This window comes from Halostella limicola (assembly GCF_003675875.1).
Lineage (GTDB): Archaea > Halobacteriota > Halobacteria > Halobacteriales > Natronoarchaeaceae > Halostella > Halostella limicola.
On sequence record NZ_RCDI01000001.1, the window covers coordinates 261,223 to 284,195 of the forward strand.

A 22,973-nucleotide genomic window follows, 5' to 3' on the forward strand; every position below is an offset into this window, starting at 1 on the left:
AGGACCCAGGGGTTTCGTATAAATGACGACGAACCTCGGGGTAAAAGGTCTCCGGTCGTTGCCGATATCTGTTCAGAACCAGGTCTATCTACCCATTTGGAACACCCTCACTTCAAGACGACCGATAGGAACGAATGTCTTTGATCTCGACTGGGACCTTCTCATCATTCTAGATACGTGTAGGGTAGACGAATTACGACGCAGTGCCAGAAAACGCCCCTGGCTCGGAAACGTAGGAGAGATCCGATCCGTCGGTAGTATGTCTGCGGAATGGATGCTAAATACGTTCACCCAGCATCAGGCAGACAAGATCGGTGAAACGGCGTTCGTATCGGGGAACATCTGGTCGCATCGAATCTTCGAGGAACAGTTCCATGAGCATACTGACCACGGATATGATATGGTCCACTGTGGGATCCCTAAGTGGGATCCCGTTTCTGCGGAAACCTTTGCACACTACGAGACGGTCTCGGCAGTTGCAAACCAAAACGACCCGTTACATCCTAAGAACGATGCCATCCCCCACGTCCTCACGGACCGAACGATCGCTGTCGCACGCGAACACGATTTCGATCGTCTCATCGTGCATTATACGTTACCTCATCTGACGTTCATCGCCGACGCGTTAGATTGGTCATCCGGCGAATTGACGATGATGGAGCTGATGAACGGTCCAGAACCAGTCCGAGATCTCCGTCCTGCAGAGGTCTCGTACGATCCCGCCAGGCAGGGCAAGGTGAAAACTGAGACCGTCAGGAAACACTATCGAGGAAACCTGCAACTTGCGCTGGACTACGTCGAGATCCTGCTCCAAAATATCGATGCGGAACAAACTATCATCAGTGCAGACCATGGTGAGGCACTCGGTGAGTTAGGTGTCTGGGGACATCCGTTCGGGTATCCCTTTTCTCCAGTCAAAACAGTCCCGTGGGCCTCAACGACGGCAACTGACGAAGGAACATATGACCCCTGCTACGATTCACTCGAACGTATGCCGACGGAGTCGGAACGTGAAGAGTTCCTAAAAGCGATGGGGTACTTATAGTGGGTACTGTGATTCTCCATACCATTTTAGAATACAGTCAAGATCGAGACAAACAAGATAATACTGTACCGGAGGTCAGGATCTGATAATGGGCGAAATACTCTCTAAAATCGAAACAGCGAGCGATCCCAGGACTGTCGCGTCGTATTTCCGTCCAAGGCTCGTCAGCTACACCCTCGGATACGCAACCATGCAGTATAGATTACGGAACTTATCTAAGCAGATTAAGAAGGTACGTGATTTAGAACAGAAGTCGGAGTGGTTACTAATCGTCCTTGATGCGTGTCGATTCGACCGGTTTGACAAGATGTTCGATACATTCTTCGAGGGATCGGTCGAACCAATTGCCTCCGCAGGATACAATACGTTCGAATACGTGCGGAAAGTTTGGCCAGATCAACATAATATAACCTACGTTACCGGTGCGGCCCCGATCAACGCGAGCAAGTTCGAAATCAGTGACGAGATGGAACTGCAAGGGATCAGCGCGAAGAACGAACGCTTGAAACAGCGATATCAGGATTACCGACCGGCCGATCACATCGAAGATATCGTTGAAGTATGGCGATCTGAGTGGGACGAAGAACTGGGGGTTTGTCCTCCGGAGCCAGTCACGAGAACGGCTATTGAGGAGGCAGAGTCAGAGAATCAGATTGTCGCCCACTATTTCCAGCCGCATGTTCCTTATATCGGCGATGAGCGAGCTTTGACCGACCTCGATAACATCGATGAACGATTGCGAGGTGGGGCAATCGGGCACGGAATATGGAGTCGTGCCCGAAACGGTGATATCGATAGGGACCGCCTGCTTGAATTGTACGATTCTAACCTCAAGAGGGCTCTCGAAAACGTGTGTCACCTGATCGAAAACACCAACTTCGACTCTGTCGCTATCATGGGCGACCACGGTGAAGCTCTCGGCGAGTACGGAATTTACGGTCATCCGGAGCGTCCGCATCCTTATACGCGGGAGGTTCCTTGGGCAGTGATCGACTCCGTGAAAGAAGCGCCTGAACTAGATTATGATCGAACGGACTCGGAAGCATCCGACGTTGAACCGACGGTACAGGACCGTCTCGAGACTCTCGGTTATATTTAGATATGCTCAGTCTTCATCTGAGATATTCTACTAATAACGGATGTGATTTTCCATGACTCTAGCTGAAGAGGCGACTGTAAGCGTCATTATTCCATATTGTGCAGACTATACTCCGGAATCAATGCTCGAAGACGCTATTCGATCGGCCGAGGCCCAGTCGGTTGCGACGGAAATAATCGTCGTTGAAGACGAGGACAAGCGGGGGCCCGGATGGGCGAGAAACGAAGGAATTCGAAGGGCTGAGACGCGGTTTATCGCTTTTCTAGACTCGGACGACCTCTGGAACCCAGGCAAACTAAAACGACAACTAAAGAAATTGGAGCAAGAAGACGTCGGTCTGTGCGTGGAGGGAGACACGGAAATGGAAAGAGACGAGTTCGTGCGCGAGTTGCTGTTTGGTTCTATTCGGTCACTGACCTCCTCAATACTTATTGATACGAAGAAGGTCCAGCCATCATTCTCAACGGATTTGAAGCGATTTGAGGACCACTTGTTCCTTATCGAGGCGGCCACAGCTGCAGGAATCTGCTTTGTCGATAATATTGTAACTATCCGTAAACATGACGAAGGTCTGTCTGCCGCTGGTTCGACAGTAATCCTCTCCAATGCCCGTCTCCACTTAGCAGACGAATTGGAATCGATCCCGGCTGCGAGTCATCTCGCGCCGAAGTGCAGACAGGTCGCATACTATATACGAGGCCGACAATTACAGCGGGATTCTGCTTACCTACGGAGTCTCCCCTGGCTTTTCCGTGCTGCGGACGCTCGCCTAGGAGTGAAACCGATCGCTGCGATACTGTTAATTCCCTGGTTCCTCGTTCGTGATGTCGCTATCCGAGTACGTTCTACTCTCGACTGATGTAATGTATTCGGAGCCGATGATCATCCCGGAGAGAATCCAGAGGCCTGCATTACCCATTGTGAACCGCTGCATCACTACCCAGAACCCGTAGGCGTGGATCGCAATAAGGCTGATCATCAGGCACATCCAGAGATGATGTTCCTCACCGTGGGTCCGATATGTACGACGCACTGCTATCATGAAGACTGACAATATACTCACTAGATAGGCACTCAAACCAACTATCCCGGTAGCAGCGAGATGAGAAAGGAGCATGTTGTGGATTTCCATCTCCGACGGAAGCCCGTACCGCGTAGCTATTAGTGAAAAGTTGTATCCTCCAATTCCGAATAGAGGGTGAAGTAATCCGAGATCGAAAGCCGCTATGTACTGCTGCAGGCGGATGCCAAGAGTATTGAGTTCGATCCCGGGAACCTGTTTCACGACGGTGATTAGCAGTTCCTGCGATTCGGAGACGACTTCGTTTCCCGCTTCACTGCCGGACGAGTTAGTAGATGAACTACCGGTCGTCGACCCGTTTTCTATCTCGGTCTCTGGAGTGCCCTCGATCGATTCGTCTGCTTGCTTTGGATCTCCGGCAAACCGTTTAGCGTACAGGACGACGCTCGCTCCGATACCGTATAGAGACCAGATCGTGCCTTGGAATACGTTTTTCTTTTTCACCATAATAGATGATAATAGAAACCCTCCACCAGTAAGTATCATAGTTAAAATAGATGCCATCCATCCAGCATCCGTTTCCCCGATCCTGATGAGGAATTGTATCGCCGAGATACAGACTACGCTTCCAAGTGCGAGGTATCGAGAACTGTACACAGTCAGATAGACGAGGCAGGGGAGTAGAAGTAAGGCTAATGCAATCAGTTCTCTACCGTTGCCGACGAACCCTCCGGCGTAGAGGCCTGCCGTGAACGTCAGAGGCCCGACAGCGAAGTCGGAGAGTATTGCTCCGTCGGCATCCCCGAGGTACGTCAGTCCGAGAGTGTGGCCGAGAACCGCTTCACCGACTGCGTACCAGAGGTTGCCGATGATACTGAGGGAAAACGGATATAGGGCGACGTGAAGGTTCGTTCGTACGATCACAAACGCCGACAGAATGCAAAGGAAGAGGTAGCGCGACTGTTGAATGGCGAAAACTGTAGCTGCAAGCCGCGATGGTCCGATCCCTACTGCCGCAGCGACGAAAGACCAGAGAACGAAGAAGGCCATTCCGAGGAGAGCTGCAAGTCCGAGTTTCGAATCTCTGATCCGGACGTCGGCGTTACAGCCGTCATAGAGAAGGAGTATAAAAACCGCGACCCCGAGCAGGTCGACGATGTAGAGACTCAGGCTTCCCGAACCCGGGGGATTGAGAATCGGTATATTTGCCCGGAAAATAGAGAAGACGAAAAACGCACAAATAAGCCCTTCCGCCAGTTCACCGTTCTGATAGCAATAGTACACGTACCCAAGAACTATCACCGGAAATACTACTAACAACGGAAGCCCCACTCCGCGGACCAGCAAGGGTAGAAGGAGGACTAAACTAGCGACGAGCAGCGCTGATAGACGTACGACAGAACGGCTCCGAATCTTGTTTACATCATTGATATCATCTCGAACTTCGGCTGCAAAATCCCGAAATGATCCGCTATATGAGACGATGGGAGGCACAGTATAGTAGAATCATTCATCCTCTGTATAAGAGCATTCTGCCTTCTGCTATCCCCGACATCGGCGCCTAGCCCGTGTTTATGCGCAGGATCTTGTACTACAATGTATCAGGTGTTACTCAGGGAATCCATCTTATATTTATACAAAATACATTATACGACGGATCATAAGTCCCTCAACTATAACGCTCGGAAGCTACCGCACCAGTGGCTTGGATTAAAATCAGCCACACCTGCCGAATCACGATCTTCAGATCGAACCAGAACGTCTGCCGGCGGATGTACTGAATGTCCCACTTCAGTTTCGCTTCCGGATCCGTACTTTTCGCTCCGTTTATCTGCGCAAGCCCCGTCAATCCCGGCTTCACGAACCACCGTTTTCGCCACATGCGCGACGACTCCTCGAGCAACGCTTCTTCGTCTGTCCACACCGCTCGCGGGCCGACGACGCTCATCCGGCCGGTGAGGATGGTCCAGAGTTGGGGGATCTCGTCGAGGTGCGTCTTCCGCAGTACTCGACCGACTCGCGTCACGCGGTTGTTCTCCTCGTCCTCCACGGGTTCTGCCGACTCCCCTTCTGGCACCATCGTCCGAAACTTGTACACCGGGAACGTCTCTCCCAGTACCGCAGTCCGCTCCTGCTTGTACAGCACCGGCCCGCGACTATCCAGTTTGATAGCGACGGCGATCACCAACATCGCAGGCAGCCACGCAAGCAACCCCACCGCGGCGAAACAGACGTCGAAGACCCGCTTGAACGCGTAGTCCTGCCAGTCCCAGGGCTCTACTTCCACGTCCACCAGCGGCCCCACGCTACTGTCGGGCGTCAGCACGGAGTCCGTGTAGTCCCGGTGGACCTTCGCGGCGACGCCGTGCTCGTAGCAGGCGTCCAGCGCGCCGAAGAACTCGCCGCGGTCGGCCTCACCGAACGCGAGGACCACCGTGTCCACGTCGTACTCCACGAGCACGTCCTCGACGCGGGACAGGCCGCCGAGGTGATCGAGGTCCTCCAGTCCGGTGACGTCGCCGCCGTCAGCGATGATTTGGTGCGGGTCCGCCACGGGTAGCGCCCCTGTGGGGCAGAGGAACCCGAGCAACTGGCCCTCTACCGCGTCTCGGACGCTGCGCATCTGCGCGAGGTCGTCACCGACGATGATCGTCCGTTCCATCGTGCCGTTCACGGGCCGTCGGATCGCGACGAACCAGGCCGGCAACACGAAGACCAGCATCGCGGTCAGCATCACCAGCGTCGCGCGCGGCAGGCGGTGGGACCACTGAAAGTACCCGAGCGTCGCGAGCGCGAGGCCGCTCACCATCACGCGCTTCTGGGTCAGAAACACGGCGTCGAGGATGCGCCGCGGCCGTGGCTTGTACATCGGGACGAGCGCTGCGATGGTGAAGAAGACGGCCATCGAGAGCGCTCGACGCAGGTCTCGCCCCTCGAGCACTGTTACGTCCAGGCGATTGAACACCGGCACGTACGTCGTGAAGAGGTACTGCGGGACGGCATGGTTCGCGACGAGGACGGCGAGCGCGGTCAGCGCCGCGACTCCGACGACCGCGAGCGTCCGGTACCGCCATCCCGTCGTCATTACAGGTTGGACAATCGCGGGCGGACATAAGGACTGCGTTATCGTATGAAAGAAAAGGAACACTTCACCGGCTCCATCTCGGCAAGCACAATCGCATTCCCACCTCGCACTCCTAGCGCCTAGTAGAACGTTTCATTCTGCAGTAGCCGACCGACCAGCCCACAGGCGAGAAGGAAGGGGCCGGAGACTTTCGAAGCCGTCCCCGCTGCAGCGGTTCACATTCGTCGCCAAGCCCTGCCCGTGACGATGCTTACAAACGACTCCCCTTCCAACCACTGCGCATGAACGCCGACGACTTCCTCGACCGGATCCGCGACGAGAACGAGACCGCGCTCTCCCGCCTGGGCTCCTCGAAAGCGCTGTACGCGCTCACGGACGGCGAGATGGAGGCCGACGCCGTCCTCACAGCGGCCGCTGACGGCGCCCACGCCGCCGCCGAGACGTTCGAGGAGTGGGCCGGCGAGTCGGATATCGACGGGTTCGACGAGGTCGCCGCCGCGGAGCACGACCACTACGAGACGCTCGCCGGGAAACTCGACGACCACGAGGCGGGCGGGACGCCCGCGATACAGGTGTACCTCCGTGGCCTCGACGGCGATGTCGCCCGCGTCGCGGGCGGCCTGATCGGCGCGGCGCTCGCCGAGAAGAAGCGCGCGACGCAGATGTCGGGCTTCTTCACGGGCGAGGCCGATCCGCAGACGGCGTCACTGTTCCGTGGTTACGGCTCCGATCTGGAGGACCGATGGAGCGGCGGCCTCGACGCGCTCGAAGAGGTGTGCGAGTCGGACGACGACCGGGAGCGCGCCACGGAAGCGGCGAGCGGCGCTATCCAGGCGGCGTACGACGACTACGTCGAGAAGTTAGAGGCGATGGGCGTCAATCCGAAGCCGGTCTGTTAGCGTTCTCGACTGCGTCACACGCCCTCGATCGTCTCGCGGAAGGCGTGGACGCGCTCTATCGCCTCCTCGACGTTCTCCCGGACGGTTTCGTTCTCGCCGCTCGCGGCGTCGTCGACGATGCGCTCGTGACGCGCCAGGCGGCCGTGGTCGGGGTCGCGGTCGGCGGACGCGAGATCGGCGAACTCGTCGGCCTGTTCGCCGAGTCGCTCCCGCGCTTCCGCGTCGTCGGCCGCCTCGCTCGCCTCGCGCAGGAGTTCGCTCGCTCGCTGAAGTTCCTCTCTGCTCATAGTCGAAACCACGCGAAAGCGTCGTAAAGAACTTTTACGGAACGCGTCGGCTTCTGCCGGAGCGTTCGTCAGGCGGTGACCCGCCGCCGGCGGACGTGTTCGTTCAGGAGGCCGTACGTGCCGCTGCCGACCATGACGGTCGCGCCCAGCGCGGTCGTCACGAGACCGAGCCCCGGGTTCGCGTTCGCCGAGATCGTGAGGACGGTGCGGGCGATGACGGCGGCGGTCAGGAGGCCGACGCCGATGAGGAGGGCACGCGTCCGGATCCGCCAGCCCCACGCCAGTATCCCGGCGGTGGCGACGAGTCCGAGCGCGACGGTGGCCCAGCCGAGGTAGCCGTCGGCCAGGCCGGACGCGGAGACGCGCCCGAGTCCCGTCGTCACCCAGGGGAGGACTGCGCTCAGGACGACGGTCAGGGACCCCGTCATCCCGATCTTTTCCGAGCGGGTGAACCGTAGATTAACCATGGGATCCGTATCGACTACACCGTCGGCCATAAGTGTTGCCGTACTGAAATATATGATCACGGTTCCCATGGGAACGTTGGGCACAGGACTCCTCTCGCCGCCGCGACCGAGCGCGTAAAGTGACTCCGACCCCTACCGCGACTACTGTGAGCGACGCCAACTCCGGTCCGCTCTCCCCGGACCGTCCCGACCAGGAACGACCGTTTCGCGTCGACGCGCCGTTCGACCCGGCCGGCGACCAGCCCGAGGCCATCGAGCAGCTGGCCGAGGGCTACCGGCAGGGGATGGACGAACAGACCCTGCTCGGCGTGACTGGCTCGGGCAAGACCAACACCGTCTCGTGGGTGATAGAGGAGATACAGAAGCCGACCCTCGTGATCGCCCACAACAAGACGCTCGCGGCGCAGTTGTACGAGGAGTTCCGGAACCTCTTCCCTGACAACGCCGTCGAGTACTTCGTCTCCTACTACGACTACTACCAGCCCGAGGCCTACGTCGAGCAGACGGACACGTTCATCGACAAGGACGCCTCGATCAACGACGAGATCGACCGCCTGCGCCACTCGGCGACGCGGTCGCTTCTGACCCGCGACGACGTCATCGTCGTCGCCTCGGTGTCGGCCATCTACGGCCTCGGCGACCCGTCGAACTACGTCGACATGTCGATGCGGCTCGAAGTGGGCCAGACGATCGACCGCGACGAGCTGCTCGGCCAGCTGGTCGACCTGAACTACGAGCGCAACGACGTCGACTTCACGCAGGGCACGTTCCGGGTGCGCGGCGACACCGTCGAGATATACCCGATGTACGGCCGCTACGCCGTCCGCGTGGAGTTCTGGGGCGACGATATCGACCGCATGGTGAAGATCGACCCGCTGGAAGGCGAGGTAAAAAGCGAGGAGCCCGCGGTGCTCGTCCACCCGGCGGAGCACTACTCCATCCCAGAGCAGCGGCTGCAGAACGCGATGGACGAGATCCGAGAGGACATGCACGACCGGGTGTCGTACTTCGAGCGCAAGGGCGACATGATCGCCGCCCAGCGCATCGAGGAGCGCACCACGTTCGACCTGGAGATGCTGCAGGAGACGGGCTACTGCTCGGGCATCGAGAACTACTCCGTCTACCTCGGCGACCGCGAACCGGGCGACCCGCCGTACACCCTGCTCGACTACTTCCCCGACGACTTCCTCACCGTCATCGACGAGTCCCACCAGACGCTCCCGCAGATCAAGGGGCAGTACGAGGGCGACAAGTCCCGGAAGGACTCGCTGGTCGAGAACGGCTTCCGGCTCCCGACGGCGTACGACAACCGCCCGCTCACCTTCGACGAGTTTCAGGACCGGGTCGACCGGACGCTGTACGTCTCCGCGACGCCCGGCGACTACGAGCGCGAGCACTCCGATCGGATCGTCGAGCAGATCGTCCGCCCGACCCACCTGGTTGACCCGAAGGTCGAGGTCGCGGAGGCGACGGGGCAGGTCGACGACCTCATGGACCGCATCGACGACCGCGTCGAGCGCGACGAGCGCGTGCTCGTCACGACGCTCACCAAGCGCATGGCCGAGGATCTCACGGAGTACTTCGAGGAGGCGGGCATCGACGTGGCGTACATGCACGACGAGACGGACACGCTCGAGCGCCACGAGCTCATCCGCTCGCTGCGGCTCGGCGAGATCGACGTGCTCGTCGGCATCAACCTGCTCCGCGAGGGGCTGGACATCCCCGAGGTGAGCCTCGTCGCCATCCTCGACGCGGACCAGGAGGGGTTCCTCCGCTCGGAGACCACGCTCGTCCAGACGATGGGGCGGGCCGCCCGCAACGTCAACGGCGAAGTGGTGCTGTACGCCGACGAGCGGTCGTCGGCGATGGAGGCGGCGATCGAGGAGACACAGCGCCGCCGGCGGATCCAGCAGGAGTACAACGAGGAGCACGGCTTCGAGGCGACGACCATCGAGAAGGAGGTCGGCGAGACGAACCTGCCCGGCTCCCAGACCGACACCAGCGACGTCGCCGGCGACGGGCCGAGCGACGCCGACGAGGCCGCCCGCCGGATCGAGCAGCTGGAGGAGCGCATGGGCGAGGCCGCCGACAACCTGGAGTTCGAACTCGCGGCGGACATCCGCGACCGCATCCGCGAACTCCGTCAGGAGTTCGACCTCGCGGGGGAGGACGACGACGGCGTCGCGCCGGAGATCGACCCCGAGTTCTGACGGTCGATCCCGCGGGCGATTTACTCGTCGGGGCGCTCTCGGTCGTGTTCCAGCGGCTCGTCGGACGGGTACGTGATGAGGTTCTGCCTGCCGATCGTGATCTTCCTGATATCCCCGTCGTCCTCCATCCGGGAGAGGAGCCGGCTGACCTTCGACTTCGACCACTCGGTCCGGTCGACGACGTCGCTCTGTGGGAGGCGGCCGTCATACTCGTCGAGCATCCGGAGGACGCGAGCTTCCTCGGTGATCAGCGTCGGCGACGCCGACTCGCCGGCCCCTGTCGGCCCTCCGGAGCCCTCGTCCGCGTCGGAGACGGAGCCCGGGCGGTCGCTCGATTCGGCGTCCGCTTCCCCGTCGGACCCCGAACCGCCGACCGCTCGGAGTCGTTCGAGTCCGTCGCCGAGGCCGCGGTCGCCGAGACTACCGACCCGCCAGACCGCCGCGGCGACGCCTCCCAGCAGGGCGATCGCGTACGCTAGCGGCGTCAGGGCGCTGTTCGGCGCCGCCCAGAGCGCGACCTCGGTGCCGTCGCGTACGAAGTCGCCGTCGGTGTCGGGATCCGTCGGGTCGGTGCCGTGCTCGTCGACCTCCTCGCTATCGGTGAGGCCGTCGCCGTCGGTGTCCGGGACCTTCGGATCGGTGTCGTACTCGTCGACCTCCTCGCTATCGGTGAGGCCGTCGCCGTCGGTGTCGACGGCCGTCGGGTCGGTCCCGTAGTTGCGAACTTCTTCCCGGTCGGTGAGGCCGTCGCCGTCGGTGTCCGATTTCGTCGGGTCGGTGCCGTGTTCGTTGACCTCCGCCGCGTCCGTGAGGCCGTCGAGGTCGGTGTCTGCGACCGTCGGGTCGGTCCCGCGATTGATCTCCTCGCCGTCGCGGAGGCCGTCGTCGTCGCTGTCCACGGCGGTCGGGCTGGTCCCGTACTCGTGTACCTCCTCGCCGTCGCGGAGGCCGTCGTCGTCCGTGTCGGCCTCGGAGACGTTGGTTCCGAGTTCGACCTCGTGGGCGTTCGTCAGCCGGTCGCTGTCGAGGTCGCCGTCCTTTTCGAGGATCTGGACCGGAACCTCCTGTCGGTCGTGGAGCGCGCTCTCCTCGAAGTCCGACCCCGCCTCCCAGACGGACACCACCGCCGTTCGGCGGCCGGTCGCGTTCTCGGGGACCTCCTCGACCGGCACCGTGACCGTCACGTCCTCCTCGCCGACGCTCGCCTCTCGACAGGCGAGGGTGCGCACCGACTCGCTCTCGTCGTCGGCGACGCCGACGCAGACCCGCACGCGTGACGAGGAGTTTCTCACCCACATCGACTCCGAGAGCGTCACGTTGACGGCGTGGGGCTCGGACCGCCACAGCCGAACGGAGTCGCCCGGCGATTCGACGACGCCCTCGCCGGAGTACGACGTCTCCGTTATCGTGACTACCGGCCCGCCTGCCGCGGCCGCGCTGGCGGGGGAGAGGAGAAACGACAGGGCGAGGAGGGCAACGGCGAGTGTCCTACGTTCCATACGGATCGTCGATCGTTATCGAGTAGCCGTACTTCGGTCTCCACCGTTAATCTTTCCTCTGTGAAAAGACAACTGAACAACACTACGACTCGCCGGGACCGCCCCGACCGCGAAACGGCGGGCCCGTAACCGCGTCGAACTGACGTGGCAGTTCGCGTGGTGGTCGGACGTACCGCGGACCCTGCTCCCCTCATCTCTCCGCGACGGTCAGGAACGGACTTTCCCTTTCTCCACCGTTCGGTAGCGACCCTTTGATCCCGGATCGAAGCCCCGTCAACGCCGGCGGATTAACTGTAGCTGTAATTCGAACCGGCGCCCCGTCGAGAAACCAGAACCGTTGTCGAGGCCGCCATATGGCGCGAAAACGGGGTTTGAAACGTTTGAACGGTCTCCCCCGCCCGCTAGAATTTACTGCAACAGTATGCAACTGACGCTACTGGTTTGTGAGTTTATTACTCCCCCGGAGAATGCACTGGTCGACGACAATGAGCACGATCGAAGCCTCCGCCGACGAACCGACGAGAGAGGAGCCGTCCGACAGCGACGACGCCCCGACCCTCACGGTGGACGACGTCTTCCACCTCCTCCAGGACGGGCGCCGGCGGAACGTCCTCCGGTGCCTGCAGGGAGAGGACGGGGCCGTGCGGGTGGACGATGTCGCGGAGCGGGTGGCCGCGCGGGAATGCGACACGACGGTCCGGGCGTTGCCGCCCGAGGAGCGCGAGCGCGTCTACGTCTCGCTGTATCACTCTCACCTCCCGAAGCTCGACGATGCGGGCGTCGTCGAGTACGACGAGAGTGCCGAGACGGTCGAGCGCACCCCGCTCGCGGACCGCCTCGACCACTATCTCCCGTCTGTCGAATCCGGCGACGAAGCGGACGACGCCGCGCGCGGCTGGGACGGCCGCTACCTCGGCGTGTCGGGGTTCTGCGCCGCCCTCCTCGTCGGGGTGGCCTTCGATATTGCACCGTTAGCGAACGTCTCCGGCGTCGCGCTCTCGGCGGTCGTCCTGGTGCTGTTCACGGCGGTGACGGCGACGAAAATCGCGACGACGTGACGGGGGCGACCGGGGCCGCTACCCGAGGAGGTAGCGGAGCTTCGGCCGCTGCTTCACGAACTCGGTCTCCTCGAGGTAGGCGTCCACGCCGAGGAGCCGGCCCGCGGCGAACACGCCGACGACCACGAACAGCAGGAGGCCGAGCAGGTCGCCGTTCACGTAGCCGTGGGCCCAGTCGGCGTTCCCGAGGTAGAACAGGGTCATGAGGACCCCGCCGAAGAACGCCGCCAGCCGGGTGAACGCTCCTAGGATCAGCCCCAGGCCGATGAGGAACTCGCCGACCGGGATCATGACGTTCGTGAGCTCCAGCAGCCACGGCGTCTCGGCCACCAGCGCGAACAGCCCGGCGATCGGGCTGCCGTCGGCGTTCGCCAGGTAGCCCCCGGCGTCGAACGGCTCGCCCGCGACGAAGCCGAACTTCCCCCAGCCGGCGTGGAGGAACCAGTACCCCACGACGAGCCGGACCAGCACGGTCACGTAGCCGGCGACCGACCCGGCGTACTCGAACTCTTCCTCTCGACCCATCCACTCGACGGTGGCTTCGTTAGTCGCCATTATTGGTCACCTTACGGTTGAGAGTTGGCGACGAACGGACTTCAACCGGTGAGACGATTCCCAGACGGTGAGAACATGTTCCCCCGCGGTCTCAAGCGGGGGACGGTCGCGGGGTCAGTCGTCCCCGGCCGTTCCGCGGTCGGCGCCCGCCCCGTCGAACGGCTTGGCGGGCACGTCCTTCCGACTCGCGTCGAGTTCGGAGAGCCCGTAGACGAGACCGATCAGCACGACCGCGCATACGGGCAGGAAGACGGCCGGCCCGAGGCCGGTGACGCCGTAGATGAGGTACGCGAGCGTCGCGACGGAGATGACGGTGACGGCGTAGTACATCTGCGTGCGGACGTGGTCGATGTGGTCCGACCCGGCGAACGTCGACGAGAGGATGGTCGTGTCGGAGATCGGCGAGCAGTGGTCGCCGAAGATCGACCCGCTGAACACCGCGCCGACGGCGACGGCGACCATCTCGGGGTTCTGGTTGCCGATCGACCACGCCAGCGGCACGGCGACGGGCGTGACGAGCGCCATGGTCCCCCACGAGGTCCCGATCGAGAACGAGATGAACGCCGCGGCAAACAGGATGACGATGGGGAGGAGCGTCGGCGTGACGATCCCCTCGGCGATGCCGGTGACGTAGTCGCCCGTGCCGAGGGCGGAGGCGACCGACCCGATCGACCACGCCAGCACGAGGATGCTGACCGCGTGCAGCATGATGCCGAAGCCGTCGAGCACGGTCTCCATCCCCTCCTCTAGGTCGATGTGGTCGTCGATCAGGCCGAGCGTGAGCGCGGTCGCCACCATGCCGAACGACCCCCAGACGAGCGCGCCGGTGAAGTCGGCGTTCTCAGCGATGCCGAGGGCTATCTCGCCGCCGTCCATCGGTGCCTGTCCGAGAAGCGCCTCGCCGAAGGTGAACGTTCCCTCGACGGCGTCGGACCCCATGAATCCGGTCCATCCGGTGTAAGCCGCGCCGCCGAGCACGACGACGACGAGGACGAGTACCGGGAAGACGAACGTCCGCAGGCGGGGGTCGTCAGTCACGGGGTCGCCCAGGTCCTCCTTCATGCTCTGGAGCGGATTGGCGTCCTCCCGCGTCACGTTGCCCGTCCTGCGGGCGCGGGTCTCCGCGTCCAGCATCTCGCCGAAGTCACGCTGGGTGACGACGACGATGCCGACCATCAACACGGCGAGCAGGCAGTAGACGTTGAACGGGATCGACCAGAGGAACGTGGCCACGGCCGACGGCGTCTCGCCCTGGATGCCCATCTCCTCGTACGCGCTCGCGACGAGGCCGATCTGGAACGCGACCCACGAGGAGATGCCGAACGTCGCGACGGGGGCGGCCGTCGAGTCGAGGATGTACGCCAGCTTCTCCCGGGACATCCGCATGTTGTCGGCCATGTCCTTCATCGCCGACCCGACGATGGCGGTGTTGGCGTAGTCGTCGAAGAACCACACCATCCCGAACAGCCACGTGACGACCCCCACCCGGCGGTGGGAGTCCACTTTCGACCGGGCGAACTGGGCGACGGCGAGCGACCCCCCGAGCCGCCAGAGCAGGGCTATCCCCGCGCCGAGCAGGAAGGTGAAGATGATGATCTTCGCCTGGAACGTGCTCTCCCCGACGGCGCTGACAATCCAGTCGAACGCCTCGACGACGCCGGTGAACGGTACCGCGGCGTACTCGACGACGGTGTCGGCCGCGGCGGCGGCGACGATCGCTCCCCCGACCCACACGCCGAGAAACAGCGACAGCATCGCCCGTCTCGTGGCGATCGCCAACACGATCGCCAGCAACGGCGGTACAAGCGATATCGCTCCGAATTCCGATGCCATATCCGTGCGATTCTCTAGCACAACATATGACGTTTTCGGGAGATACCGCCGTATTGCACGTGTTACCCGCTGGTAATGAAGGTCTAGAGGCGTAAACTGTGAACGGGTGTTCAGTTCCCCAACGACCGACTGATTCGCCGCTTCGGTACGAGGACTACTCGATCCGGCGTTTCGGCGCGACGGCCGTCCTGACGGCGCTACAGCCGCGTGGCGAGCGTCTCTGCGGTCTTCTCGCCGACCCCGTCGACGCTTCGCAGTTCGTCGGGGGTCGCGTCCCGGACGTTCTCGACGCTCCCGAACCGCCGGAGCAGGCGCTTTCGCGTCTCCGGACCGACGCCGGGAACGTCGTCGAGGACGGTCGACACTTCGTCGCGGACCGTCTGGTGGTACTGGACGGCGAAGCGGTGAGCCTCGTCCCGGACCCGCTGGAGGAGGTGGAGGTGCGGCGCGTCGTCCGGCCAGTCGTACACCCCCGTCGGCGTCACGACCAGCTCCTCCTCCTTCGCCAGCGCGACGGCGGGCACGTCCCAGCCCGTCTCGGCGAGCGCGTCGCGGGCGGCGCCGAGCTGTCCCTCGCCGCCGTCGATCAGCAGGAGGTCGGGGTCGGGTCGGTCGTCGCGACCCTCGACGGCGCGCTCGGCCCGCCACCGCACCAGCGCGCGCATGTTGGCGTAGTCGTCGTTTCGCTCCTCCAGCTTCTTCCGCCGGTAGTGGGACTTCTCGGGCTCGCCGTCGACGAAGGTCACGTCGCTGCCGACGACCGCGCTGCCCTGCGCGTGGCTCACGTCGAACCCCTCGATCCGCTCGGCGGCGTCGATCCCCAGTTCGCCGGCCAGTGCGCGCGTCTCGTCGCGGCCGCCGCCGCGCCGCCGAGCGTTTTTCAGCGCCAGATCGACGAGCTTCGCCTCCCGGCCCGCTCCCGGCACGCGGACCGCGACCCCCTCCGCCTCGAGCCAGGCCGCGACCTCCTCGTCGTCGTGGCGCTCGGGCAGGAGGACGGCGTCCGGCAGCTCCCGCTCGGCGTAGTACTGCGCGAGGAACGCCGAGAGGACGCGGGGAACCCTCTCGTCGCCCTCGGGCGCGGCCACGCGGTGGCGCTCCCGATCGACCAGCTGCCCGCCCTCGCTGTGGAGTCGGGCGACGGTCGCGTCGCCGCCCTCGATGGCGACCCCGAGCACGTCGACCGACCGCTCGCCGCCCTGGCTCGCCACCGCCTCGCCGCCCCCCTCGTGGAACGACTCGACGACGTCGAGCCGGTCGCGGAGGTTGGCGGCGCGCTCGAACTCCTGGTTCCCGGCCGCCCGCTCCATCTCGCGGCGGAGCGGGTCCGCGAGGACGCCCGTCTCTCCCTCGAAGAAGCGCCGGACCGAGGCGACGTCCTCGGCGTACGCCTCCTCGCTTATCTCGCCGGTACAGGGCGCGGTACAGAGGCCCACCTCGTAGTCCAGACAGGGACGGTCCCGGTTGGCGTACTTGTGGTCGGAACAGCCCCGGACGCCGTACGTCTCGCGCAGGGCCTTCACGACCGTCTCGACCCGTCCCTTGTCGGTGAACGGCCCGTACGCGACGGCGTCCTCGTCGGGGTCCCGCGTCACCTCGATGCGCGGGACGGCGTGGTCGGTCAGCTGTACCAGCGGGTAGGACTTGTCGTCCTTCAGCCGGACGTTGTACCGCGGCTGGTGGCGCTTGATGAGGTTCGCCTCCAGCAGCAGCGCCTGCGTCTCCGTGTCCGTCACGGCGACCTCCACGCCGTCGGCGCGCTCGACCATGCGGGCGATCCGCTGGCTCCGGGGGTCGGCGTACGAGCGGACCCGGTCCCGCAGGTCGACGGCCTTCCCGACGTACAGCGTGGCGTCGTCGCGGCGGAACTGGTAGACGCCGGGCTCTCGGGGGAGGTCGCTCGCCCGCTCGCGGACCGCGGCGGCGTTCATCGCCGCCACCTAGCCCTGCGGGAGATTTGTACCTGACGCCTCCGGCGGATCACTCGCTGTACGGCGGTTTCGCGGCCTCCGGACCGTGGCCTTCGAGGTGGATGATGTTCTCCCGTCCGATGGAGAGCTTCTCGATCTTCCCCTCGTCGACCATGTCCGAAAGCAGGCGGCTCACCTTCGCCTTCGACCACTCCGTCTCGTTGACGATCGCCGCCTGCTTCATGCGGCCGCCGTTCTCCTCCAAGAGCTGGATGACGCGCTGTTCGTCCGTCAGGAGCGGTTCGTCCGCTGCTTCGGGGGCGGTCTCGGCCGCTTCCACGGTCCCCTCCTCGCCGGTCCGACGGCGTCTGAGCAGGAACCACCCGACGACGAGGCCGACGCCGAGCAGCAAGCCGCCGGCGCTCAGCTTGGCGACGGTGCTCCCATCCGTCGGGTCCGTCCCCAACTGGAGTTCGAGACCGTCGCGGAGGCCGTCGCCGTCGGAGTCGGCCTTCGTCGGGTCGGTCCCGTAGTTCTCGACCTCCGCGCCGTCGGTGAGGCCGTCCTGGTCCATGTCCGCGTTCGTCATGTTCAGCCCCTCGTCCACCTCCTTCTTGTTGCTCAGACCGTCACCGTCGAGGTCACCTTCCTTCTCTATTACGGTCACCGATTTCGTCTGCAGGTCAGTCGCCGCCCCGTCACCCGTCGAGAGGACGATCTGCACCGTCTGCGGGCCGGTTTCGTTCACGGGCCACTTGTCGACGGGGAAGGTCACGGTGGCGTTCTGCGCGGCCGTCTCCGTACAGCCGAGCCTGTGGCTCTGGTTCCCCTCGTGATACCGATACGCGCACACCTCGTACGCGCGGCTCTCGTCGCCCGAAAACGAGACGGAAAGGTTGAACGATTCGTCTGTCCAGACGAACGACGAATCGTTCTGTTCGCTGACGACCGCCGATCCCGTCAACTCGACGTCGGTGATCCCGTCCTGGGCAGCCTGCAGTCCTGATACCGGGGTGCCTACGCTCGTAAGTATCAGGAGTACACCGATCAGGGCGAGCGCCCTTCTCGCCAACTCCATACCCCTCATTCGCCGTCCTGTCCTATACCGTTTGTCGAGGCATATTGAGACATCACGATAGTGATGCCTCTCGAGCGCCGTCCGGTGGGACGGCAGAAAGCGTCGGCTTAACTTCGGTTACCCGACGAGCGAACCGCCGGTCTCGTTCGTGTCGTTGCCGATCTCTTCGGATTCGTTGCCCACGTCTTCGGCTTCCTCGTCGCTCTCGTTACCGACCTGGTTACCCTCACCAGTGTCGTTCCCTTCCTCGCCGGTCTCGCCCTCTTCGGCCGCGCCGTCCTCGCTGTCATCGCCGACGCCCGTATCGTTGTCACCGACGCCCGAGTCGTTCTCGGCGACGCCCTCTGCGGTAGTCTCGTTCGTGTCGTTAGTGCCGCCGGGACCGCCGCAACCGGCGAGTCCGACGAGCATCACGGCTACGATCGCGACGAACACGACGCGTCTGCTTGGCAATTTGTCTCTCATTCTCTGCATCAGAAACACCGACTGGGACGTGATTAAAGAGGGAACCTCGTTCCGATAGATTCCGAACTGTTTCGCGAGAGCGCCGTTTCGTGTAGCCGAATTAGTAATTTACCGCCGATCCTAAGTGGCGGTTAGAAACCGTTCCACCGACGAAACGTCCGAACCTGCGTCACCTTCAACTGGCGGGGGATCGAAGGCCGCCCGATGGACGACAGCGACGACCGCGTCCGTGTCTGGCTCGTCGAACGCGACCTCGACCAGCGGAACCTGGTGACGCTCGTGTATGCGACGCCGGACGGCGACCGGCGCTATCGCCGCCAGCTCTCCTCGGCGGCGCTCGACCGCGGCGCGGACGTGACCGCGGCGACGACGGTCGCTCCCGCCGACCTTGAGCCGGTCGAGGATCCGGACCGTCGGAAGCAGTACGCCGAGGAGGCCCGCCGGGTCGCCGACGACCGCGACCCGGACGAGCCCCTGTGAGCCGTCTCACAGGTTAGTTGCAGCGGGAAGTACGAACGTATTTATAACGGGAATCCGACAATCCACATCCATGGCCGCCATCGAACTGAACGGCGTGACGAAACGGTACGGGGACGTCGTCGCCCTCCGCGACGTGGACCTGACCGTCCAGGAGGGCGAGATCTACGGCTTCCTGGGCCCCAACGGCGCGGGCAAGTCGACGACGATCAACGCTATCCTCGATTTCATCGACCCCACCTCCGGCACCGTCGAGGTGTTCGGCAAGGACGTCTCCGCGGAGAGCGTGGAGGTCCGCCGGCACGTCGGCGTTCTCCCTGAGGGATTCGACGTGTACGACCGCCTCACCGGGCGCCAGCACCTCGAGTTCGCCGTCGAGTCCAAGGGCACCAACGACGACCCCGAGGCGCTGATGGAGCGCACGGGCATCCTCGACGCGGCCGACCGGAAGGCCGGCGGCTACTCGAAGGGGATGGCCCAGCGCCTCGTGCTGGCGATGGCGCTGGTCGGCGACCCCGATCTGCTGATCCTCGACGAGCCCTCGACCGGGCTCGACCCCAACGGCGCGCGGCGGATGCGCGAGATCATCCGCGAGGAGCGCGACCGCGGCGCGACCGTGTTCTTCTCCAGCCACATCCTCGGCCAGGTCGAGGCCGTCTGCGACCGGGTCGGCATCCTCCGCGACGGCGAACTCGTCGCCGAGGACAGCATCGAGGGGCTCCGCGAGGCGGCGGGCTCCGACGGCCGGCTCACGATCACCGTCGACAGGGTCCCCGACGGCGTCGCCGAGGCGGTGAAAGCGGTCGACGGCGTCTCGGAGGTCTCCGTCCGGGACCACACGCTGTCGGTCGCCTGTAACGACGACGCGAAGACCGCCGTCATCGACGCGGTCGAGGGCACCGGGGCGACCGTCGAGGACTTCGACACGGAGGACGCGTCGCTGGAGGACCTGTTCGTCTCCTACACGGAGGGTCGAGCATGACCTGGGAGGTCGTCGCGAAGAAGGACTTCGCCGACGCCGTCCGCTCGCGTGGCCTGTGGGCGCTGTCGGCGCTGTTCGTGCTCGTGTTCGCGCTCCCGCCGCTGCTGATCTTCTACCTGGAGTTCGGCCAGAACCAGCCCGCACAGGCCGAGGGCAGCACGGACGCGTTCATCTTCATCATGAAGGAGGCGTCGGCGCTGCTCGTCCCCGTCATCGCCATCGTCGTCGCGTACGCGGCGATCACCAGCGAGCGCGAGAGCGGGACGATGAAGATACTGCTCTCGCTCCCGCACTCGCGGCGCGACGTCGTCGCCGGCAAGGTGCTCGGCCGCAGCGCCGTCCTCGCCGTTCCGATCGCCGTCGGCTTCCTGTTCTCCCTCCTCGTGATGCTGCCGACGTCGCTCTCCCTGAAGCTCGCTAACTTCACGCTGTTCGGGCTCCTGACGGTGCTCTTCGGCGTCGTGTTCGTCGGCCTCGCGGTCGGGCTCTCGGCGGCGTTCGCCACGAGCCGCCGGGCGATGATGGGGTCGCTGGGGCTGTTCATGCTGTTTACGTTCCTCTGGAACTTCGCGGTGAACACGCTGATCGGCGAACTCGACCTCGGCGCCGGGACCGCGGTCCGAACCCGCCTGTTTCTCAAGCTACTGAATCCGACGCAGGCGTACAAGACGCTCGTCGACGCGCTCATCTTCGACACGAGCCGTCAGGCCCGGGTCATGATGTTCGGGTTCTTCGAGCAGCAGCGCGCTCAGGAACTCCTCCCCGAGACGCTGCCGGTCCACTTCTCGGACCCGTTCGTCGTGGCGTACATGCTGCTCTGGTTCGTCGTCCCGGTCGGGCTCGGCTACCTCGTCTTCCGCGACGCGGAGCTGTGAGCCGCCCGGAGCTCTGATCCCCGCTTTCGGCCGTTCCGGGGCCGACGTTAGACGCCCCGCTCCGCGAGCAGTTCCTCGAACTCGTCCTCGTCGAGGACGGGGACGCCCTCGGCCTCCGCGTCGCTCACCTTCGACGCGCCCGGGTTCTCGCCGGCCACGAGGTAGTCGGTGTTGCCCGAGACGCTCCCTGTCGCGTTCGCGCCGCGGCGCTCGACCAGTTCCTGCGCCTCGCTGCGGGTGTAGCCGTCGAGCGACCCGGTGAACACGAACGTCAGACCGGCGAGCTCCTCGCCTGTCTCGGCCTCGTACGGCTGCGGGTCGACGCCGCGCCCGCGGAGGGCGGCGAGCGCCGCGCGGTTCGCCTCGCTCTCGAAGAACTCCCGTATCTGGGCGGCGACGGTGGGGCCGACGTCCGGCGCGGCCCGTAGCTCGTCCTCGTCGGCGTCCATCACAGCGTCGAGCGTTCCGAACTCCCCTGCGAGCTCGCGGGCGGTCGACGGGCCGACGCCGGGGACGCCGAGCGCCGAGAGGAAGTCCGGCAGCGGCGGCTCCGTCGTCGCCGCCAGTTCGGCGAGCAGTTTCTCCGCGCTCCTCTCGCCCCACCCCTCCAGGTCGAGCAGGTCCGCCCGCTCTAGCTCGTAGAGGTCCGCGACGCTGTCCTCGATCAGTCCCGCCTCGACGAACTGGCGGACGCTCTTCTCGCCCAGGCCGTCGATGTCGAGCCCGTCGTCGCTGGCGAAGTACTGGACCGCGCGGCGTAGTTGCGCGGGGCAGGCCATCCCGCCCGTGCAGAAGGCCATCGGGCCGTCACGCTCGACGGCGCTGTCGCAGACGGGGCAGGTGTCCGGGAACTCGTAGTGGCCATCGGTGCGCTTCTCGGTCACCTCCTCGACGTACGGGATGACGTCGCCCGCGCGCTCGATGCGCACCTCGTCGCCGACGTTGACGTCCTTCTCGGCGATCTCCTCGGGGTTGTGGAGGCTGGCCCGAGAGACGGTGACGCCGCCGACGTCGACGGGGTCGAGCAGGGCGACCGGCGTGAGCCGACCGGTGCGGCCGACCTGGATCGCCACGTCGCGCACGGTGGTGCGCTCGTTGCGCGGCGGAAACTTGTAGGCGAACGCCCAGCGGTAGTGGCGGGCGGTCGCGCCCAGCGCTTCGCGGGTCTCGCGGTCGTCGACCTTGATCACCGCGCCGTCTATCTCGTAGTTCAGGTCGTCGCGGGCGTCGAGCAGGCGGTCGCGGTACTCGATCGCGTCGTCGACGGAGTCCACGCGCTCGACGCGGTCGGTGACGGGCAGGCCGAACTCGGGGAGCGCCTCGTGTTCCGCCCAGCGCGTCGGCCACTCGTCGCTACTCGAAAGCACCTCGAAGAAGAAACAGGAGAGCGGGCGCTCGGCGACGACGCTCGGGTCCTGCTGGCGGATGGTGCCCGCGGTCGCGTTGCGCGGGTTGGCGAACGGCTCCTCGCCGCGCTCGACGCGCTCGCTGTTGTACGCCTGAAAGCCGTCGCGGGGCATGTACACCTCGCCGCGGACGGCGAGGAACTCCGGATACGCGCCCCGGAGTCGCTGCGGGATCGCGCCGATGGTCCGGACGTTCCGGGTCACGTCGTCGCCCTCCCGCCCGTCGCCGCGCGTGGTCGCGCGGACCAGTTTGCCCTCGTCGTACACCACCTCGACCGAGACGCCGTCGAACTTCGGCTCGCAGACGTAGGTGACGTCGCCCGCTTCCTCGCGCACGCGCTCGTCGAACTCGCGGACGTCCGCCTCCTCGCCGCTCTGGTCGATGGAGAGCATCGGCGCGACGTGTTCGACCGTGTCGAACTCGTCGACGGGGTCGCCGCCGACCCGGCGCGTGGGGCTGTCGTCGGTCTGCAGGTCGAACTCGTCTTCCAGTTCCTCCAGGCGGGCGAACAGCGCGTCGTAGGTGCGGTCGGCGATCACCGGGTCGCTCTCGACGTAGTACCGGCGGTCGTGAAACCGGATCGCCTCCCGCAACAGCGCGGCCTGCTCGCGGGCCTCGTCCTCTCCGAGATCGGAGACGGGGACGAAGTCCGTCGGCGGGTCGCGGACGTAGGGGTTGTCGTCGGTGTCGGGGGTCGCCATCGCCCGGTCGTACTCGCGGG

20 protein-coding genes are annotated in these 22,973 nt (G+C 64.3%); 9 read left to right on the top strand and 11 right to left on the bottom strand.

All coding sequences use genetic code 11. The features are described from left to right. The first annotated feature begins 22 nt into the window (after positions 1–22). The 3 genes from D8670_RS20570 to D8670_RS02500 all read left to right on the top strand — a co-directional run bounded on the left by D8670_RS20570 (position 23) and on the right by D8670_RS02500 (position 3,003). Positions 23–1,045 (top strand): hypothetical protein, encoded by a 1,023-nt coding sequence (locus tag D8670_RS20570; RefSeq protein ID WP_162994126.1) that lies wholly within the window; start codon positions 23–25, stop codon positions 1,043–1,045. Positions 1,046–1,133: 88 nt separating this feature from the next. After that, positions 1,134–2,144, top strand: coding sequence for an alkaline phosphatase family protein (locus D8670_RS20575; RefSeq protein WP_162994127.1), 1,011 nt, complete (start codon positions 1,134–1,136; stop codon positions 2,142–2,144). A 52-nt stretch (positions 2,145–2,196) separates the two neighbouring features. Continuing rightward, positions 2,197–3,003 carry a glycosyltransferase family 2 protein gene (locus D8670_RS02500; protein ID WP_121816527.1) on the top strand — a complete coding sequence of 269 codons (807 nt, stop codon included), beginning with the start codon at positions 2,197–2,199 and terminating at the stop codon, positions 3,001–3,003. Here D8670_RS02500 and D8670_RS02505 read toward each other — a convergent pair. Together D8670_RS02505 and D8670_RS02510 are read right to left on the bottom strand one after the other, a co-directional pair. After that, on the bottom strand, positions 2,944–4,659 hold the full coding sequence (locus D8670_RS02505) for an O-antigen ligase family protein (RefSeq protein ID WP_162994128.1): 1,716 nt from the start codon (positions 4,657–4,659) through the stop codon (positions 2,944–2,946). The two genes, D8670_RS02500 and D8670_RS02505, sit on opposite strands and share 60 nt — an antisense overlap. Before the next feature lie 175 nt (positions 4,660–4,834). Further along, positions 4,835–6,250: a sugar transferase gene (locus D8670_RS02510; protein WP_121816529.1), complete on the bottom strand. Its 1,416-nt coding sequence runs from the start codon at positions 6,248–6,250 to the stop codon at positions 4,835–4,837. A 281-nt stretch (positions 6,251–6,531) separates the two neighbouring features. Here D8670_RS02510 and D8670_RS02515 point away from each other — a divergent pair, with 281 nt between their 5' ends. Then, positions 6,532–7,149, top strand: a complete 618-nt coding sequence (locus D8670_RS02515) for a rubrerythrin family protein (protein ID WP_121816530.1) — start codon at positions 6,532–6,534, stop codon at positions 7,147–7,149. A gap of 14 nt (positions 7,150–7,163) precedes the next feature. On the opposite strand, the gene D8670_RS02520 is transcribed toward D8670_RS02515, so the two are convergent. Together D8670_RS02520 and D8670_RS02525 are read right to left on the bottom strand one after the other, a co-directional pair. Beyond that, positions 7,164–7,436, bottom strand: coding sequence for a DUF7553 family protein (locus D8670_RS02520; protein ID WP_121816531.1), 273 nt, complete (start codon positions 7,434–7,436; stop codon positions 7,164–7,166). A 68-nt stretch (positions 7,437–7,504) separates the two neighbouring features. Further along, the gene (locus tag D8670_RS02525; RefSeq protein WP_162994129.1) at positions 7,505–7,903 is read right to left on the bottom strand and encodes a hypothetical protein; all 399 of its coding nucleotides are present in this window, start codon (positions 7,901–7,903) and stop codon (positions 7,505–7,507) included. Between the two features lie 146 nt (positions 7,904–8,049). Between D8670_RS02525 and uvrB the strand changes: the two genes are divergently transcribed. After that, the gene (gene uvrB, locus D8670_RS02530) at positions 8,050–10,113 is read left to right on the top strand and encodes an excinuclease ABC subunit UvrB (RefSeq protein ID WP_121816533.1); all 2,064 of its coding nucleotides are present in this window, start codon (positions 8,050–8,052) and stop codon (positions 10,111–10,113) included. 20 nt (positions 10,114–10,133) lie between these two features. Here uvrB and D8670_RS02535 read toward each other — a convergent pair whose 3' ends face one another. Continuing rightward, positions 10,134–11,612, bottom strand: coding sequence for a helix-turn-helix transcriptional regulator (locus D8670_RS02535; protein WP_121816534.1), 1,479 nt, complete (start codon positions 11,610–11,612; stop codon positions 10,134–10,136). Between the two features lie 485 nt (positions 11,613–12,097). Between D8670_RS02535 and D8670_RS02540 the strand changes: the two genes are divergently transcribed. Continuing rightward, complete coding sequence (locus tag D8670_RS02540) at positions 12,098–12,670, top strand: DUF7344 domain-containing protein (RefSeq protein ID WP_121816535.1); 573 nt, start codon at positions 12,098–12,100, stop codon at positions 12,668–12,670. A gap of 18 nt (positions 12,671–12,688) precedes the next feature. Here the strand turns inward: D8670_RS02540 and D8670_RS02545 are convergent, their stop codons facing one another. From D8670_RS02545 to D8670_RS02565, 5 genes are all read right to left on the bottom strand, one after another. Next, positions 12,689–13,195: a DoxX family protein gene (locus tag D8670_RS02545; protein ID WP_375137270.1), complete on the bottom strand. Its 507-nt coding sequence runs from the start codon at positions 13,193–13,195 to the stop codon at positions 12,689–12,691. 144 nt (positions 13,196–13,339) lie between these two features. After that, positions 13,340–15,058 (bottom strand): Na+/H+ antiporter NhaC family protein, encoded by a 1,719-nt coding sequence (locus D8670_RS02550; RefSeq protein WP_121816537.1) that lies wholly within the window; start codon positions 15,056–15,058, stop codon positions 13,340–13,342. Between the two features lie 197 nt (positions 15,059–15,255). Beyond that, positions 15,256–16,989, bottom strand: a complete 1,734-nt coding sequence (locus D8670_RS02555) for an excinuclease ABC subunit C (protein WP_121816538.1) — start codon at positions 16,987–16,989, stop codon at positions 15,256–15,258. Positions 16,990–17,038: 49 nt separating this feature from the next. Further along, positions 17,039–18,046, bottom strand: coding sequence for a helix-turn-helix transcriptional regulator (locus D8670_RS02560; protein ID WP_162994130.1), 1,008 nt, complete (start codon positions 18,044–18,046; stop codon positions 17,039–17,041). A gap of 117 nt (positions 18,047–18,163) precedes the next feature. Next, the gene (locus tag D8670_RS02565) at positions 18,164–18,520 is read right to left on the bottom strand and encodes a hypothetical protein (protein WP_162994131.1); all 357 of its coding nucleotides are present in this window, start codon (positions 18,518–18,520) and stop codon (positions 18,164–18,166) included. Positions 18,521–18,715: 195 nt separating this feature from the next. Between D8670_RS02565 and D8670_RS02570 the strand changes: the two genes are divergently transcribed. The 3 genes from D8670_RS02570 to D8670_RS02580 all read left to right on the top strand — a co-directional run bounded on the left by D8670_RS02570 (position 18,716) and on the right by D8670_RS02580 (position 20,845). After that, positions 18,716–18,991 carry a DUF7967 family protein gene (locus D8670_RS02570; protein ID WP_121816541.1) on the top strand — a complete coding sequence of 92 codons (276 nt, stop codon included), beginning with the start codon at positions 18,716–18,718 and terminating at the stop codon, positions 18,989–18,991. Positions 18,992–19,061: 70 nt separating this feature from the next. Continuing rightward, positions 19,062–19,970, top strand: coding sequence for an ABC transporter ATP-binding protein (locus tag D8670_RS02575; protein WP_121816542.1), 909 nt, complete (start codon positions 19,062–19,064; stop codon positions 19,968–19,970). Next, positions 19,967–20,845 carry an ABC transporter permease gene (locus D8670_RS02580; protein ID WP_121816543.1) on the top strand — a complete coding sequence of 293 codons (879 nt, stop codon included), beginning with the start codon at positions 19,967–19,969 and terminating at the stop codon, positions 20,843–20,845. The genes D8670_RS02575 and D8670_RS02580 overlap by 4 nt, the downstream gene beginning before the upstream one ends. 47 nt (positions 20,846–20,892) lie before the next feature. Here the strand turns inward: D8670_RS02580 and ligA are convergent, their stop codons facing one another. Then, entirely contained in the window at positions 20,893–22,953 is a 2,061-nt protein-coding gene (ligA, locus tag D8670_RS02585) for an NAD-dependent DNA ligase LigA (RefSeq protein ID WP_121816544.1), read from the bottom strand. Between the last annotated feature and the right edge of the window lie 20 nt (positions 22,954–22,973).

What these genes read in the sequence shown, in the direction of transcription:
- D8670_RS20570 (WP_162994126.1), top strand. Translation starts at nt 23, where the DNA reads ATGACGACGAACCTCGGGGTAAAAGGTCTCCGGTCGTTGCCGATATCT.
- D8670_RS20575 (WP_162994127.1), top strand. Translation starts at nt 1,134, where the DNA reads ATGGGCGAAATACTCTCTAAAATCGAAACAGCGAGCGATCCCAGGACT.
- D8670_RS02500 (WP_121816527.1), top strand. Translation starts at nt 2,197, where the DNA reads ATGACTCTAGCTGAAGAGGCGACTGTAAGCGTCATTATTCCATATTGT.
- D8670_RS02510 (WP_121816529.1), bottom strand. Translation starts at nt 6,250, where the DNA reads ATGACGACGGGATGGCGGTACCGGACGCTCGCGGTCGTCGGAGTCGCG.
- D8670_RS02515 (WP_121816530.1), top strand. Translation starts at nt 6,532, where the DNA reads ATGAACGCCGACGACTTCCTCGACCGGATCCGCGACGAGAACGAGACC.
- D8670_RS02520 (WP_121816531.1), bottom strand. Translation starts at nt 7,436, where the DNA reads ATGAGCAGAGAGGAACTTCAGCGAGCGAGCGAACTCCTGCGCGAGGCG.
- D8670_RS02525 (WP_162994129.1), bottom strand. Translation starts at nt 7,903, where the DNA reads ATGGTTAATCTACGGTTCACCCGCTCGGAAAAGATCGGGATGACGGGG.
- D8670_RS02535 (WP_121816534.1), bottom strand. Translation starts at nt 11,612, where the DNA reads ATGGAACGTAGGACACTCGCCGTTGCCCTCCTCGCCCTGTCGTTTCTC.
- D8670_RS02540 (WP_121816535.1), top strand. Translation starts at nt 12,098, where the DNA reads ATGAGCACGATCGAAGCCTCCGCCGACGAACCGACGAGAGAGGAGCCG.
- D8670_RS02545 (WP_375137270.1), bottom strand. Translation starts at nt 13,195, where the DNA reads ATGGGTCGAGAGGAAGAGTTCGAGTACGCCGGGTCGGTCGCCGGCTAC.
- D8670_RS02550 (WP_121816537.1), bottom strand. Translation starts at nt 15,058, where the DNA reads ATGGCATCGGAATTCGGAGCGATATCGCTTGTACCGCCGTTGCTGGCG.
- D8670_RS02555 (WP_121816538.1), bottom strand. Translation starts at nt 16,989, where the DNA reads ATGAACGCCGCCGCGGTCCGCGAGCGGGCGAGCGACCTCCCCCGAGAG.
- D8670_RS02560 (WP_162994130.1), bottom strand. Translation starts at nt 18,046, where the DNA reads ATGGAGTTGGCGAGAAGGGCGCTCGCCCTGATCGGTGTACTCCTGATA.
- D8670_RS02565 (WP_162994131.1), bottom strand. Translation starts at nt 18,520, where the DNA reads ATGCAGAGAATGAGAGACAAATTGCCAAGCAGACGCGTCGTGTTCGTC.
- D8670_RS02570 (WP_121816541.1), top strand. Translation starts at nt 18,716, where the DNA reads ATGGACGACAGCGACGACCGCGTCCGTGTCTGGCTCGTCGAACGCGAC.
- D8670_RS02575 (WP_121816542.1), top strand. Translation starts at nt 19,062, where the DNA reads ATGGCCGCCATCGAACTGAACGGCGTGACGAAACGGTACGGGGACGTC.
- D8670_RS02580 (WP_121816543.1), top strand. Translation starts at nt 19,967, where the DNA reads ATGACCTGGGAGGTCGTCGCGAAGAAGGACTTCGCCGACGCCGTCCGC.
- ligA (WP_121816544.1), bottom strand. Translation starts at nt 22,953, where the DNA reads ATGGCGACCCCCGACACCGACGACAACCCCTACGTCCGCGACCCGCCG.